The organism is Exiguobacterium sp. 8H, from assembly GCF_902506255.1.
GTDB lineage: Bacteria > Bacillota > Bacilli > Exiguobacteriales > Exiguobacteriaceae > Exiguobacterium > Exiguobacterium profundum.
Map to the genome: position 1 here is coordinate 2,659,227 of NZ_LR733429.1, position 13,492 is coordinate 2,672,718.

At 49.8% G+C, this 13,492-nt stretch carries 15 protein-coding genes and 1 riboswitch; of the genes, 12 read left to right on the forward strand and 3 right to left on the reverse strand.

Features of this window, described 5'->3' with window-relative positions:
• Positions 1-111: 111 nt before the first annotated feature.
• Positions 112-1,215, forward strand: a complete 1,104-nt coding sequence (locus GVY43_RS13895; RefSeq protein ID WP_074037814.1) for an LCP family protein — start codon at positions 112-114, stop codon at positions 1,213-1,215.
• A 28-nt stretch (positions 1,216-1,243) separates the two neighbouring features.
• Here GVY43_RS13895 and GVY43_RS13900 read toward each other — a convergent pair whose 3' ends face one another.
• A complete protein-coding gene (locus GVY43_RS13900; protein ID WP_159563504.1) occupies positions 1,244-1,972 on the reverse strand; it encodes a GntR family transcriptional regulator in 729 nt (242 codons plus the stop codon).
• A 95-nt stretch (positions 1,973-2,067) separates the two neighbouring features.
• Between GVY43_RS13900 and GVY43_RS13905 the strand changes: the two genes are divergently transcribed.
• The 11 genes from GVY43_RS13905 (at position 2,068) to GVY43_RS13955 (ending at position 12,543) form a co-directional block, all read left to right on the forward strand.
• The gene (locus GVY43_RS13905) at positions 2,068-3,228 is read left to right on the forward strand and encodes an alanyl-tRNA editing protein (RefSeq protein ID WP_159563505.1); all 1,161 of its coding nucleotides are present in this window, start codon (positions 2,068-2,070) and stop codon (positions 3,226-3,228) included.
• Complete coding sequence (locus GVY43_RS13910) at positions 3,222-3,650, forward strand: GNAT family N-acetyltransferase (protein WP_074037812.1); 429 nt, start codon at positions 3,222-3,224, stop codon at positions 3,648-3,650. Before GVY43_RS13905 ends, GVY43_RS13910 begins: the two co-directional genes overlap by 7 nt.
• Positions 3,651-3,727: 77 nt before the next feature.
• Positions 3,728-3,907: riboswitch (Lysine riboswitch) on the forward strand.
• Positions 3,908-4,021: 114 nt separating this feature from the next.
• Entirely contained in the window at positions 4,022-5,221 is a 1,200-nt protein-coding gene (locus GVY43_RS13915) for an aspartate kinase (RefSeq protein WP_078147890.1), read from the forward strand.
• Between the two features lie 12 nt (positions 5,222-5,233).
• Positions 5,234-6,229 carry an aspartate-semialdehyde dehydrogenase gene (locus tag GVY43_RS13920; RefSeq protein WP_159563506.1) on the forward strand — a complete coding sequence of 332 codons (996 nt, stop codon included), beginning with the start codon at positions 5,234-5,236 and terminating at the stop codon, positions 6,227-6,229.
• Between the two features lie 12 nt (positions 6,230-6,241).
• Entirely contained in the window at positions 6,242-7,123 is an 882-nt protein-coding gene (gene dapA, locus GVY43_RS13925) for a 4-hydroxy-tetrahydrodipicolinate synthase (protein WP_074037809.1), read from the forward strand.
• A complete protein-coding gene (gene dapB, locus GVY43_RS13930; RefSeq protein WP_159563507.1) occupies positions 7,120-7,869 on the forward strand; it encodes a 4-hydroxy-tetrahydrodipicolinate reductase in 750 nt (249 codons plus the stop codon). The genes dapA and dapB overlap by 4 nt, the downstream gene beginning before the upstream one ends.
• The gene (gene dapD / locus GVY43_RS13935) at positions 7,847-8,554 is read left to right on the forward strand and encodes a 2,3,4,5-tetrahydropyridine-2,6-dicarboxylate N-acetyltransferase (RefSeq protein ID WP_159563508.1); all 708 of its coding nucleotides are present in this window, start codon (positions 7,847-7,849) and stop codon (positions 8,552-8,554) included. Before dapB ends, dapD begins: the two co-directional genes overlap by 23 nt.
• Positions 8,555-8,603: 49 nt before the next feature.
• A complete protein-coding gene (locus tag GVY43_RS13940; protein ID WP_074037806.1) occupies positions 8,604-9,530 on the forward strand; it encodes a branched-chain amino acid transaminase in 927 nt (308 codons plus the stop codon).
• Positions 9,531-9,544: 14 nt separating this feature from the next.
• The gene (gene alr / locus GVY43_RS13945; protein ID WP_159563509.1) at positions 9,545-10,633 is read left to right on the forward strand and encodes an alanine racemase; all 1,089 of its coding nucleotides are present in this window, start codon (positions 9,545-9,547) and stop codon (positions 10,631-10,633) included.
• Entirely contained in the window at positions 10,603-11,895 is a 1,293-nt protein-coding gene (gene lysA / locus GVY43_RS13950) for a diaminopimelate decarboxylase (protein WP_159563510.1), read from the forward strand. The genes alr and lysA overlap by 31 nt, the downstream gene beginning before the upstream one ends.
• Positions 11,896-11,988: 93 nt before the next feature.
• Positions 11,989-12,543 carry a nitroreductase gene (locus GVY43_RS13955; RefSeq protein ID WP_236548967.1) on the forward strand — a complete coding sequence of 185 codons (555 nt, stop codon included), beginning with the start codon at positions 11,989-11,991 and terminating at the stop codon, positions 12,541-12,543.
• Positions 12,544-12,647: 104 nt separating this feature from the next.
• Here GVY43_RS13955 and GVY43_RS13960 read toward each other — a convergent pair whose 3' ends face one another.
• Positions 12,648-12,833, reverse strand: a complete 186-nt coding sequence (locus GVY43_RS13960) for a hypothetical protein (RefSeq protein ID WP_074037801.1) — start codon at positions 12,831-12,833, stop codon at positions 12,648-12,650.
• A gap of 109 nt (positions 12,834-12,942) precedes the next feature.
• Positions 12,943-13,479, reverse strand: a complete 537-nt coding sequence (locus GVY43_RS13965) for a gamma carbonic anhydrase family protein (RefSeq protein WP_074037800.1) — start codon at positions 13,477-13,479, stop codon at positions 12,943-12,945.
• Between the last annotated feature and the right edge of the window lie 13 nt (positions 13,480-13,492).

Genomic DNA, 13,492 nt, shown 5'->3' on the forward strand with positions numbered 1-13,492 from the left:
AACTATGGGAAAATGTAAAGAAATGAATTTGTCATCAAAACGTTTTCGACAAATTTCTCGCTTTCCTCTATAATGAGTGAAGCTCATTATTTTGACTCGAAGGAGACCGATATGAATTCTAGAACACATGCTCGCAGACAGCGCACAGGTCCGTCTGCGTTTTATAAGATATTTAGTGCCCTCGTGCTGATTGCGATTATTGCTGGATCTAGCATTTACGGTACAGCGTTTTACAAAGCCCACAATATGTTGTCAGGCACCCAAGTCACATTAGAGGATGACCCGACGGTTGAGCCGACTCGTTATGATAAAGAAGATACGGAGACGTTCTTGGTTTTAGGGACAGACCTTTCGCCACAGAAGAAAGCGCGTGGCGAGTTTGGACGATCGGACGTTATGATTGTCGTCATTTTAAACAAGAAAGAAAAGCAGACGACGATGCTCAGTATCCCGCGTGACTCGTATGTCAATATTGACTACACGGGATATAACATTCCTTATGGCAAGACGGGACTTGACCAAGATAAGATCACACACGCTTACTACTTTGGTTCGATGGATGAATCGAATCCAAACAACGGGATGCGGATGGCGACGAACACGATCGAAGATTTAGTCGGTGTTGAAATCGACCATGTCGTCTCGCTCAACTTCCAAGGGTTCGTTGATTTCATTGATGCTGTAGGTGGCGTTGAGATTGATGTTCCGTTCTCATCACAACAAAACAGTTACGATGCGTCACGTGAGACAGTTCAAATCGAACAAGGACTTCAACAGCTTTCTGGTGAAGAGGCACTTGCCTACGTTCGAAATCGATACGATGACCCACGTGGGGACATCGGTCGTGGACAACGCCAGATGGAAGTCATCAATGCCGTGCTCGAACAATCACTCGGCACTTCACTCCTAAACAATTACGACAAGGTCTTGAAAGCCGTCGGCGACAACATGCAGACGACACTTGGACCGAATGACTATATGCGTTTAATTGAAGATGTTGGCGCACTTCACAATACGGTGCAATATCAATTGACTGGAGAAGGTGCCCGGGCAGATGACGGACACTTCTACTATTTCTTGAACGAACCGCTTCTTGAAGAAGTACGCTATCGTGTACAACAAGCGGACGCCGGTAATCGTGTCGAGCCGATGTCCGATACAGAACTCGAGTCGTATACGTTAGACCCGAGCGGGGTAACGTACGAAGCTCAATAAAAAAAGTTTGCCCTCGGGCAAACTTTTTTTATATGCGGTCCATGGCGACGGTCAAGGAGTATGAATCTCCGCGAAAGAGTGAACGACTATACTCGAACATGTCACCGTTCTCGAGATAAGTTCGCTGGTCAATCAGCAATACCGGTGCGTTCGGAGAAATGGTGAGGAGCTTGGCTTCTTCTGGACCGGCGCTCCGGGCTTCGAGTGTTTGTGTTGCATTTTTCAGGCGTAAGCCATGCTGTTCGGCATAAGCATAAATCGATCCCGTCGCGTCATCTTGCGTCAGGTCAGGCAATAAATGAACGGGAATATAGGCGGTTTCGAGCGCAAGTGGGTGATCATCGGCGAGTCGTAGCCGTTTCATTTCATAAACCGGTGTTTGATTTGGGATGCTCAGTTGCTGCGCGATGCGATCCGTTGCCGGAATGACCTCGTATGACAAGAGACGGCTGAGCGGTCGCATACCTCGATGTTTGATTTCCTCGGAAAAACTCGTCAGTCCCGATAACGTCATCGCAATCTTCTGACTCGCGACGAATGTGCCTCGTCCTTTTTGACGGCTCAAGTAACCGGCATTGACGAGGTTCATAATGGCTTGACGAATCGTCATCCGACTGACGTGAAATTGCTCGGAAAACTCACGCTCTGACGGCAAGGTGTCTCCTGGTTTTAACAATCCGTCATCAATTTGTTGCTTTAAGTACGCTTCAATTTGATAATAAATAGGTAACGGAGATTGTTTATCGATTTCTAACATATCATTTCGCTCCTGACTGAGAAGATGTATGTTTCATTATAGACGAAATTAAACTAGTTGTCTGAACAGATTATAGAGAGAGGGTGGAGGACAAGATGGAACCATATACAGCAAATACAGTCGTGACCTCGATAAAGGAAGACGGCAACGGTCATTGGCACACACTCGAGAACAGTCCGTTTTATGCGGAAGGTGGGGGACAACCGGCTGACCGTGGATGGATTGAGACTCTTCCTGTACTAGATGTACAAATCAAAGATGGGGAAGTGTGGCATCTCTTGTCAGAAGCATTACCAGCGGGCACGACGATAGAGGTTCGAATCGATGAGGACGTCAGACGGGATCATTCCATCCAGCATACTGCTCAACATGTGATAACGGCGATTTTGGAAGACCGTCATGGCATTCGGACGCTCAGCTTTGGAATCGGAGAGACCGATTCATCTATTGAGATTGAAACGGCAATGATGGACTGGGCGCACGTTGAGGCACTTGAACAAGAGATGCAACAAGTCATCTTTGAAAACCGTCCGATTCGTGTCTATGAAATCCCAAAAGAAGAAGTAGACCGGGCGCGCTTACGGAAAGAGACGGACCGAACGGGGATGATTCGCATCGTCGAAATCGAAGGTCTAGATTACAATGCATGTGGTGGCACTCATGTGGAGACAACGGGACAACTCGGTACCATCCATGTGACGGCGATGAAGAAAGTGAGGGGGAATCTCCGCTTGACGTATGTGGCGGGAAGTCGAGCGATCAAGGTGACTCAACAAGCGCGAGCAGCGTTGCGGACGATTCACCATACATTCTCGACAACGAATGAATCCGTGGCAGCCCGTGTAATCGAAGAACATACGATTCGTTTGGAACGTGAAAAAGAAATCAAAACGCTCGAAGAACGGATTGCCAAAGCGAAAGTGGAGGCAGTGTTGAAAGAAGATAACTATGTGGCCTTACATGTCGGGAGAACAGAAGCGGAAACGTTGACGACCGCCATCATCGAACGAATCGCAGCAACAGGACGAATTGCCGTTGGCGCTAACTATGGAACGCAGAAATTGTTCGTCATGCATGACGGGACACAGGATATCGCTGTCGGCACATTCTTGAAAGCGGCGCTCCAAGAGATGAAAATCGGTCGCGGCGGTGGAAGCCATAAGCAGGCCCAAGCGCGTTTCACATCCGTAGCGGAACTAGAAAAGGGAATCGAAGAAATCGTGAAACGATTGCAGGAAGGAGTTTTACCATGTTGATCATTCAATCGGGAAACGAAGCAGCGTTGATTGAACAGGCAAAACAAGTTCGGGAGATCGTATTCGTTCAGGAACAAGGAATCGATGCGAGTTTAGAATACGATGATTTAGACGATATGTGTACACATGTGGTCGGGCTCCTTGACTCCGAACCTGTGACGACAGCGCGTCTTCGTCCAGTCGACTCGACTGTCGGAAAAGTGGAGCGAGTGGCGACGATTCAATCGGCCCGGGGTCATGGATATGGGAAAGACATTATGATTGAAGTTGAACGTGTCGCGAAACGTCAAGGGTTGGTTGAACTACGATTGGGTGCACAACTGACGGCGCTTCCGTTTTATGAAAAGCTCGGGTACGAGGCGTTCGGAGATGAGTTTTTGGATGCCAATATCCCGCACCGCATGATGCGAAAAACATGGTAATCCTTTTTTGAAATATCCCATTTTTCTAAAAAAAGGTTGGCAAGAAGATTTCGTTTTGTTATAACTAATACTAACAACTGACAGATAGAGGTTGCGAATGACATGAGTAAGCTTGGTTGAAACGGACGCACTCCGGACCGAGCCGAAAGGGGAAATTCGCCGAAGTCGACGTTCACGTGCGTGTGAATGAAGGCTGGGGTAGTCGTGAATAACGCCTACACTGCCATGGTCAACTACCATGGAGCGCTATCTACGGAACGATTCTTTAATCGTTTTTCAACTGCGCGTACAAGCGGCAGACCGTAGGGAGAGTGCTTCCTACCGGTCTGCCGCTTTTTCTGTTGGTGGACATCTTGAAAGTGGGGAACTTGATGACAACCGTACTGAAATTTGGTGGCAGCTCCGTTGCCACAATCGAACAAATACAAGCCATTTCGGACTATTTACAGACACGTGTGGCGACCGGTGAAAAATTGGTCGTCGTCGTATCGGCGATGGGCAAAACGACAGATTCGCTCCTGTCGCTCGCCAAACAAATCACGGATCGCCCGATGATTCGCGAACTCGACCGGCTACTCGCCGTTGGAGAAGAACAGACCATCAGTCTACTCAGTATCGCCTTGAACTCGCGAGGCGTACCGGCCATCTCATTAACGGGACAGCAAGCCGGGATCGATACGATGGGCATTCATACGAAGAGCAAAATCAAAGCGATTCGGAAAGAAGTGTTACACGAGAAGTTGCGTCAATACGACGTCCTGATTGTCGCCGGATTCCAAGGCGTGAATGAAGCGGGAGACGTCACGACCCTTGGGCGTGGCGGTTCGGACACGACAGCCGTCGCACTGGCGGCCGTCCTCAGTCAGCGTTGTGAAATTTATACGGACGTCGCGGGTGTATATACGACGGACCCACGAATCCATCCGACGGCGAAACGGCTTGATACGGTCTCCTATGACGAGATGATGGAGATGAGTGCACTCGGTTCAAAAGTGATGGAGATGCGAAGCGTGGAGCTCGCAAAGAAATATGACGTCAATATTTTTGTTGGGAAGACGCTTTCGAGCGAAGGAGGAACATGGATCATGGATACGACGCAAGCGATGGAACAGAAAGCAGTCACGAGTGTGAGTGTCGTCAAGAACGTACTCAGTGTCTCAATCAAACATATTCCGCATACGGCGGCGGGAGTCGCAGACATCTTTGAACGATTGTCAGAGCGACACGTCAACATCGATATGATTTCACAGACGGCATTCGACGGCGAAGTGTTTCTCTCGTTCACATGTCCGCTCGATGAAGAGGCGTTTTTAGAAGAGGCGCTCGCGGAGTTGACAGCGACCTTGCCTCAAATCAAAATCGATCGTCACACGGAACATGCAAAAATTTCTGTCGTCGGAATCGGTATGCGAGACGCGACAGGGGTCGCATCAGAGCTCTTCGCGACATTCCGTGAGATGGGGATTCCATTCTATCAAGTCACGACGTCTGAAATCAGTATTTCCTATACGATTCAAGAACAAGACGTAGAAGCGGCAGTCGCAGCCATTGCGGCCCGGTTTCACTTATAAGGGGGAAGCATAATGTATAACGTAGCAGTCGTCGGTGCGACAGGTGCCGTCGGACAAAAAATGATTGACGTCTTAACAGAATATGAATTTCCAATCAGCGAGTTGAGACTCTATGCTTCAGCCCGCTCGGCAGGAAAGACGGTCGAGGTGAATGGGCAATCGATCGTGATTCGTGAATTGACCGATGCGATTTATGCGGACCCAATCGATATCGCACTCTTCTCTGCAGGTGGGAGCATCAGTGAACAATATGCCCCTCGGTTGAGTGAGCAAGGAGTCATTGTCATCGATAATTCAAGTGCATTCCGAATGCAAGAAGGAATTCCACTCATCGTACCGGAAGTGAACCGAGTCGAACTCAGTCCGGAGAGAACGCTCATCGCGAACCCGAACTGTTCCACGATTCAATCGGTCGTGGCGCTCGCGCCTCTAGCGGAAGTATACGGACTGACACGCGTCGCGTACACATCTTATCAAGCGGTATCGGGATCGGGTCAAAAAGGGATCGATGACCTCGAGCGCGGTGCGCGCGGAGAGGAACCGACGAATTATCCGTATCCGATTTATGATAACGTGTTGCCGCACATCGATGTGTTTCAAGAAAATGGCTACACGAAAGAAGAACAGAAGATGATGGATGAGACACGTAAGATTTTAAATGCGCCAAACCTCGGGGTGACGGCCACTTGTGTCCGGGTGCCGGTGCGAAACAGTCATGCGGTCTCGATCACGGTGTCGCTCGAGCGAGATGCGACGGTCGCAGAACTGAAAGCTGTCCTTGCCGATGCACCAGGGGTCGTGTTAATGGACAATCCATCCGAATTGACATATCCGACACCGCTCGATGCGAACGGGACGGATGAGGTGTATGTCGGACGAATTCGCCGAGACGATTCACAACCCAATACGTTCCATCTTTGGTGCGTTGCAGATAACGTCCGAAAAGGGGCGGCAGCGAATGCCGTTCAAATCGCACAATGTATGATTAGTCAAACAGCGACGAAATAAGGAGGATATGACATGTTCACAGGAGTGGCGACAGCACTAGCTACCCCATTTCAAGAAAATGGGCAGTTGAATCTAGAAGCATGGGCGGCATTAATTGAAGACCAAATCCAAGAAGGTGTGACGGGTCTCGTCATCGGTGGGACGACCGGCGAAGGGATGACAATCACTGATGACGAGTTTGAGACATTGCTCGTTCGAGCGGTGGAGGTCGCAAACGGTCGAGCCGTGATAATCGCGGGGACCGGTTCGAACAATACAGCAGTCAGTATTGAGAAAACGAAACGGGCCGCCGAACTTGGCGCGGAGATGGCGATGGTCGTCACACCGTACTATAACAAGTCGACACAGGCCGGGCTGATTGCTCACTTTACTGCGATTGCGGATGCGTCACCGATTCCGCTCATGCTCTACAATGTTCCGTCACGGACGGGTGTCGCCTTGGCACCGGAAACGGTCGGTGAGCTCGCGGAACATCCGCGCATCACGGCCTTGAAAGAAGCGAGTGGGGATATCTCGGTCATGGCGCAGATGATGGCCCATATTCCGGAAGGGTTCACCGTTTACTGTGGAAATGACGATCAAATCTTGCCGTACATGGCTTGGGGCGCACAAGGTGTCGTCTCCGTTTTATCAAACGTCTATCCGGGAGCGACGGTCGCGTTGGCAGACGCCCTATTGGCGGGTGATTTGCAGACAGCACGTACGTGGCAAATTCGTTTACTCCCAGTCATCGATGAACTTTTCGCAGAAGTGAATCCGATTCCGGTGAAGGCAGCGCTTCAAGCGCGAGGATTTGAAGTCGGTGCGCCACGTCTGCCGCTCGTTCCAATGAGCGCGACGGCTGAGGCGAAATTACTATCGGCGATGGAACAATTCAATGAGGTGAGACAATGAATGTTCTCATCCATGGTTTTGGCGCAATGGGACGCATTGTCGAAGAGGTCGCTCATGCGCAAGGTGTAAACGTAACGGCAATCGTCTCACCGGGAAGTGACGAGCACACGGCGACTCTGAATGAGGTGGACGTACCCGTCGATGTCGTGATTGACTTTTCGAACCCGGCGTTACTCCCTGGCTTACTCGCGTTCGGACGGGAGCGCAATATTCCGCTCGTCATCGCGACGACCGGCTTCACACCGGATGAACTGGCCGAGATTGAAACGGCTTCGCAAGACATCCCAATCTTCCAGTCTTACAACACCTCATACGGGATCGCGCTCTTGAAGCAGTTGCTCGACCAACTCGTCCCACTCACTCTCGGGTATGATATTGAAGTGATTGAGGCACACCATCGAAAGAAAGTGGACGCACCAAGCGGCACGGCAGAATTATTGGCACGTGCCATCGAAGCGAAGCGTGACGTGACACCGATTTACGAACGAACGTCGCGTCGGGAAGCGCGTGCTATCGAAGAGTTGGGGATGCATTCCATTCGGGGTGGCACGATTTTCGGTGAGCATACCGTGCTCTTCGCCGGAGATGATGAAATGATTGAACTGAAACATACCGCGTTATCGAAACGCGTCTTTGCAAACGGGGCCCTTGCCGCTGCGGCAACGATCATCGATCGCCCGGCAGGACTTTATAATCTATCGAACTTATACGAGGAGGCTACTCATGTTACTCACAAACGCTTATGAAATCGCACAATATATTAAAGATGCTAAGAAGGAAACACCAGTTAAGCTTTACGTCAACGGTCAATTGGCGGGTCTTGAAATCGAGGAAGCGAAAGCATTCGGAACGGATGAGTCGAAACTGTTTTTGACGACGGCAGAACGCGCTGCGGCATTCTTAGAAGCTAATGCATCGGTCATCACAGATTCTCATCTTGAATATGATCGTCGCAACAGTGCTGTACCGATGCTCGATACGACACAACTCAATGCCCGAATCGAACCAGGCTCGTTCATCCGAGACCACGTTCAAATCGGCAACAACGCGGTCGTCATGATGGGAGCTGTCGTCAACATCGGAGCTGTCATCGGAGATGGTTCGATGGTCGATATGAACGCTGTCATCGGAGCACGCGGAACGCTCGGGAAGAACGTTCACCTTGGCGCAGGTGCCGTGGTCGCAGGGGTTCTTGAGCCACCTTCAAAAGATCCGGTCATCATCGAGGATGGTGTCATGATTGGGGCGAACGCAGTCATCTTAGAGGGCGTTCGCGTCGGTGAAAACGCAGTTGTCGCGGCAGGAAGTGTCGTCACACAAAACGTCCCTCCAGGTGTTGTCGTTGCGGGAACACCTGCACGAATCATCAAACAGAAAGATGAAAAAACTTCTGAAAAAACGCAACTTGTTGATGACTTACGCTCTCTCTAACGTATAATAGACAGAAAATATAAAAAATGAGGAATGGGAGAGTTGCATTATGGAACAGTATGGACAATGGATGTGGAAAGACGGGGCTTGGATTGAGCCGACTGACGCAAACACGAGTATCATGACACACGCGATTCATTACGGAAGCGGGTTCTTTGAAGGGATTCGCGCGTATCACACGGAGGAAGGTCCTGCTATCTTCCGATTACGTGAACACTTGGAGCGACTTGTTCGCTCGTGTGCATACTACCACGTCACGCTACCGTATACGGTAGATGAACTCGAACAAGCCACGATGGAATTGATTGAGCGAAACGGATTTGAAGCATGCTACATCCGTCCGTTCGTCTTCCTTGGAACACCATGGCAGGCACTTATGCCGACTGCTGAGACGAAGGTACATGTTGCCATCTCGTGTTGGCCGCTCGGTGAATATTTCAACAAGACGGTCGGGATTCGAGCGAAAGTGGCCTCGTATCGCCGTGTGTCTTCTACAATGATGCCAATGCAAGCGAAAGCGGCCTCGAACTATATGAACTCACAGCTATTAAAAGGAGAGGCGCTCCGTGACGGATTCGACGAAGCGATTGCCCTTGATATGAACGGAAACGTCAGTGAGGCGAGTGTCGCGAACATCTTCCTCGTGAAAGGAAAAACGATTACGACACCGTCCCTTGACTGTTCTGTACTCGATGGCATCACACGTCAAACGGTGATGCAATTGGCTCGCGAGGCCGGTTATGAAATCGTCGAGCGCCATATCGGACGCGATGAGCTCTATGTGGCTGATGAAATCTTCTTAACGGGAACGGCAGCCGAGGTGACGAGCGTCATCGAGGTCGACCATATCTCGATTGGTGGAGGTGTCCAGACGGTTGCGACAGAAATGTTGACACGCTATCGTGAAGCCGTAACAGGACAGCTTCCGGAACACCGCGATTGGATCACGTTCGTGAAATCAGCAGTAACAGAGTAAAGGAGTTTTGCACGATGGGAGTCACAATTGACTTGAATGCGATTCGCGAAAACAAACGCCGGATTGAAGCGCTCGGGCGCCCCGTGTTTGCGGTCGTGAAAAACAATGCCTATAACCTAGGAATGGAGCCAGTTGTGACGACTTTGTATGATGAAGGAGTCCGTCACTTCATGGTGACCACGTTAGAAGAAGCGATTGAAGTGCGAGCGCATGCAGAGTCGGCTCGCGTCCTCGTCATGAATCCGATATACACATGGGAACACGTGCATACCCATGAATTTGACGTCGCAATCGGCTCGTATGAATGGCTCGTTTCACAGCGTGAGCATCTCGATGGCGTTCGCCTTCATTTGAAATTAGACGTCGGCATGAACCGATTCGGTGCCAAAACGTTTGAAGAAGCGCTACAGATCGTTGCCTTCTGCCGAAATGAAGGATTGAACCTTGTCGGACTATGTACACATTTTCCGCTCGCGGATGCGGACAATGCCGAAGTCGAGCATAGCGTCCAAGTCGAACGCTTTGCCGACTGGTCGACACGTTTGATGGAACGTCATACGTTTGAATTGATTCATGCCGCGAACAGTGCGGCCACGCTTCAAGACGACTCGCGTTTGCACCATTGCACACATGTGCGTGTCGGTATTTTCTTATACGGTTATTCGTCGGTTGAGCCGGTTGAGTGGCTCGTACCTGCGTTTTATTGGGAGACAGAAGTGGTTGCCGTCCACGACATCGAAGCGGGGGCTCATGTCGGGTATGGAACGGGATATACCGCGGAATCGAAAGAACGGATTGCTGTCTTACCTGTCGGATATGGGGATGGATTGATGCGGGCGAGACGTCACTTGCCTGTTCACATCGAGGGGAAAGCATACCCGTTCATCAGTAACATCTTTATGAGCCATAGCTTCATCAAAGTCGACGAAGACGTACAAATCGGCGACCGCGTCACATTATATGGAATCGAGACGAAAATCGATGACGTGACACGTGTTGGCTATGCCAACAACTCAGAACAGCTCTGTGCCCGTTCGTGGCGTGTCCCACATCGCTTTGAAGGAGGAATTGTATGTACACCACCAATCAATCAGAATGTTTGATCGAAGGCGTGTCCGTCCGTGAACTTCAAGCGACGTACGGGACACCTTTATACATCATGAGTGAGCCAGAACTAGAGCGTCGCCTTGGAATTGTCCAGAATGCGTTTCTAGATAAGTATCCGAACACGTATGCGTTATACGCGTCAAAAGCGTTATCGATTGCGGCCGTTTATGAAAAAGTGATGGCCGCAGGGTTAAGTGTCGATGTCGTCTCAAGGGGTGAGATGTACGTGGCACTGCATGCCGGGGTACCGGCGGAGCGCATTCACGTTCACGGCTCAAACAAGACGATTCTTGACATCACGTATGCTCTCGAGCAGGGGATTACACACTTTACCATCGACAATATGCGGGAGATCAGTCTCTTGTCAGGACTTGCGGCTGAATACAATCGCGAAGTCGATGTGCTTCTCCGCATTGTGCCTCAAGTTGTCGGGGGTGCCCATGCGGCGATTCAAACGGGTGGGGTTGATACAAAATTCGGTTTCCCGACGCATGACGACACGTATTTAGACGCGATTCGTGCGACGTTAGAAGCTGAGCACTTACAGTTGAAGGGGATCCATTGTCACGTCGGTTCTCAAATTCAAGATCCGACCCTCTTCATCAACACGGTGAAGACGATGGTGCGCTTTATGGGTACGATTCGTCAGGAAACCGGCTATACGACGGACGTCTTGAACATCGGCGGGGGATTCGGCGTCGCTTATTTGGATGAAGACGAATATCTCGATTTTGCTCAGACGATGGAGCAAGTGATGGAGACGTTGGTCGAGGAGGTCGAGGCACGTGAATTGCCACTTCCGAAAATCGGGATTGAGCCGGGACGTTGGCTCGTCGCCAATGCGGGTGCCACGCTTTATGAGGTGGGGACCGTCAAAGAAGTGAGTGGCGTTCGTACATTCGTGTCTGTCGATGGCGGGATGACGGACAATATCCGTCCGGCATTGTATGATGCGGAGTATGAGGTCGTGGCAGCGACTCGGATGAATGAAGAGAAAACGCTTGAGGCAAAAATAGTCGGAGCGTGCTGTGAGTCGGGAGACATCATCTCGAACCGCTCATTGATTCCCCCTGTCACACCAGGTGATTTATTACTTGTCAAAGCAACGGGAGCGTACAATTTCTCCATGGCGAGCAACTATAACCAGATGCTTCGTCCAGCTGTTGTCTTCGTGAAAGACGGGGCACATCGACTTGTCGTTCGTCGCCAAACGTTTGAAGACTTGGTGGCATGTGAGGTCATTGGACAATCAACGTAAGACTGCAGAGCAATCTGTAGTCTTTTTTTGATTTTGAAATGAGAACGTTTTTCAATTATGATAGAGAAGAGAAAAAAAGGGGAAGTGACGGTCATGACAAAGACAGCAGCACAAAAGTTAATTGAAGAAAGACGTACGGTCCGTATGTTCAAGGAAGAACCAATCGATACGAAAGTGCTTTATGAAGTGTTGCAATCGGCACATCATGCACCATTTCACAATAAAGTCGAGCCATGGAACGTGTATGTGTTCAATGGAGACGGGAAACAAGTGTTACTCGATGCGCTCGAACCAGCCTTCTCGGAGGCGTCAGAGGGGCAACGCGAAAAAGTGACGGGACGAATTTTAAATGCGGCGGCCTGTATGTATGTGACGGCAAAACATTTTGAGACGGACAAAGGGAATCGTGACGCGTTGCTCGCGACGGCGACATTCATTCAAAATGTTCAACTGCTTTTAAGTGAACGTGAGATCGGAATGGTCTGGCGGACGGGTGGACTGTTTGATGATGCACGGTTGAAGGAAATGATTGGGGCGGAAGGGGAGACGTTTATCGGTCTCCTGCAAATCGGGAAATATGACACAGAAGATATCCCTACGCCGAAAGCGCGACAACCGATTGATTCGCATCTCATCATGTTTGAATAATAAAAAGCGAGCGATGGGGAATCCCTTCGCTCGCTTGATCTATATATCGGTCAGTTATCGCTTTAATTTTGTTGCGAGCCAATCTTGAATCACAGTCGTTGGAATCATCCAGTCGTTCCTCCATTTTTAGAATCTTCTTCTCTACTATTATCCAAATGCATACGTTCCCAAACCTCTCGATGTGCGCCATGAAGGGCATCATCGAATGAATCATCGATATGAAGGCCATAACTTGGATTGATGGACGAGGCATACAGGTCTAGCATGAGTTGATCATGGTTCGGATACATAGAGTGGGCTCCTTTCAATACATCAGCTTGGCTACAACTTCAGTATACAAAGGAACTATGTAGAAAATTCGAGAGAAACGTTAACATTTTATGAATCTTGTAAACGCTTTCACAATTGTTGGATTTCGCGAACTGGAACGCACGACTGCTTATATTGTTCGGCACGCTTGGCATATTTCTTTACCGTTCTCTCCATGATAAAACGATCTTCATCGTTTAATGGACGAACGACTTTTGCTGGGACGCCCATGACCATCACCCCTTCAGGAATTTGCATGTTTGGTGTGACGAGCGCACCGGCAGCGACAAAGGACCCTTTTCCAATCTTCGCCCCATCGAGTACGGTAGCGTGCATGCCAATCAAGCAATCTTCTTCAATCTCACAGCCGTGAATCATCGCCATGTGGCCAATCGAGACGCGATCATGAATGATTGTCGGTGAGCCTTCATATTGATGAATCATCGAACCATCCTGAATGTTGACGTATGAACCGATTTGAATGGGTCCTTCGTCTCCACGGATGACGGTATTGAACCATACTCCCGAGTGAGCACCGATGGTCACGTCTCCAATCACGTGTGCCCCTGGTGCAAGATAAGTCGTCGGATCGACTTTTGGTGTCAACTCTCCTAATTTGTATTGCATCGTTGTAACCCCT

Coding starts and splice junctions, on each gene's coding strand:
- GVY43_RS13895 (WP_074037814.1), top strand. CDS start 112: ATGAATTCTAGAACACATGCTCGCAGACAGCGCACAGGTCCGTCTGCG.
- GVY43_RS13900 (WP_159563504.1), bottom strand. CDS start 1,972: ATGTTAGAAATCGATAAACAATCTCCGTTACCTATTTATTATCAAATT.
- GVY43_RS13905 (WP_159563505.1), top strand. CDS start 2,068: ATGGAACCATATACAGCAAATACAGTCGTGACCTCGATAAAGGAAGAC.
- GVY43_RS13910 (WP_074037812.1), top strand. CDS start 3,222: ATGTTGATCATTCAATCGGGAAACGAAGCAGCGTTGATTGAACAGGCA.
- GVY43_RS13915 (WP_078147890.1), top strand. CDS start 4,022: ATGACAACCGTACTGAAATTTGGTGGCAGCTCCGTTGCCACAATCGAA.
- GVY43_RS13920 (WP_159563506.1), top strand. CDS start 5,234: ATGTATAACGTAGCAGTCGTCGGTGCGACAGGTGCCGTCGGACAAAAA.
- dapA (WP_074037809.1), top strand. CDS start 6,242: ATGTTCACAGGAGTGGCGACAGCACTAGCTACCCCATTTCAAGAAAAT.
- dapB (WP_159563507.1), top strand. CDS start 7,120: ATGAATGTTCTCATCCATGGTTTTGGCGCAATGGGACGCATTGTCGAA.
- dapD (WP_159563508.1), top strand. CDS start 7,847: ATGTTACTCACAAACGCTTATGAAATCGCACAATATATTAAAGATGCT.
- GVY43_RS13940 (WP_074037806.1), top strand. CDS start 8,604: ATGGAACAGTATGGACAATGGATGTGGAAAGACGGGGCTTGGATTGAG.
- alr (WP_159563509.1), top strand. CDS start 9,545: ATGGGAGTCACAATTGACTTGAATGCGATTCGCGAAAACAAACGCCGG.
- lysA (WP_159563510.1), top strand. CDS start 10,603: ATGTACACCACCAATCAATCAGAATGTTTGATCGAAGGCGTGTCCGTC.
- GVY43_RS13955 (WP_236548967.1), top strand. CDS start 11,989: ATGACAAAGACAGCAGCACAAAAGTTAATTGAAGAAAGACGTACGGTC.
- GVY43_RS13960 (WP_074037801.1), bottom strand. CDS start 12,833: ATGTATCCGAACCATGATCAACTCATGCTAGACCTGTATGCCTCGTCC.
- GVY43_RS13965 (WP_074037800.1), bottom strand. CDS start 13,479: ATGCAATACAAATTAGGAGAGTTGACACCAAAAGTCGATCCGACGACT.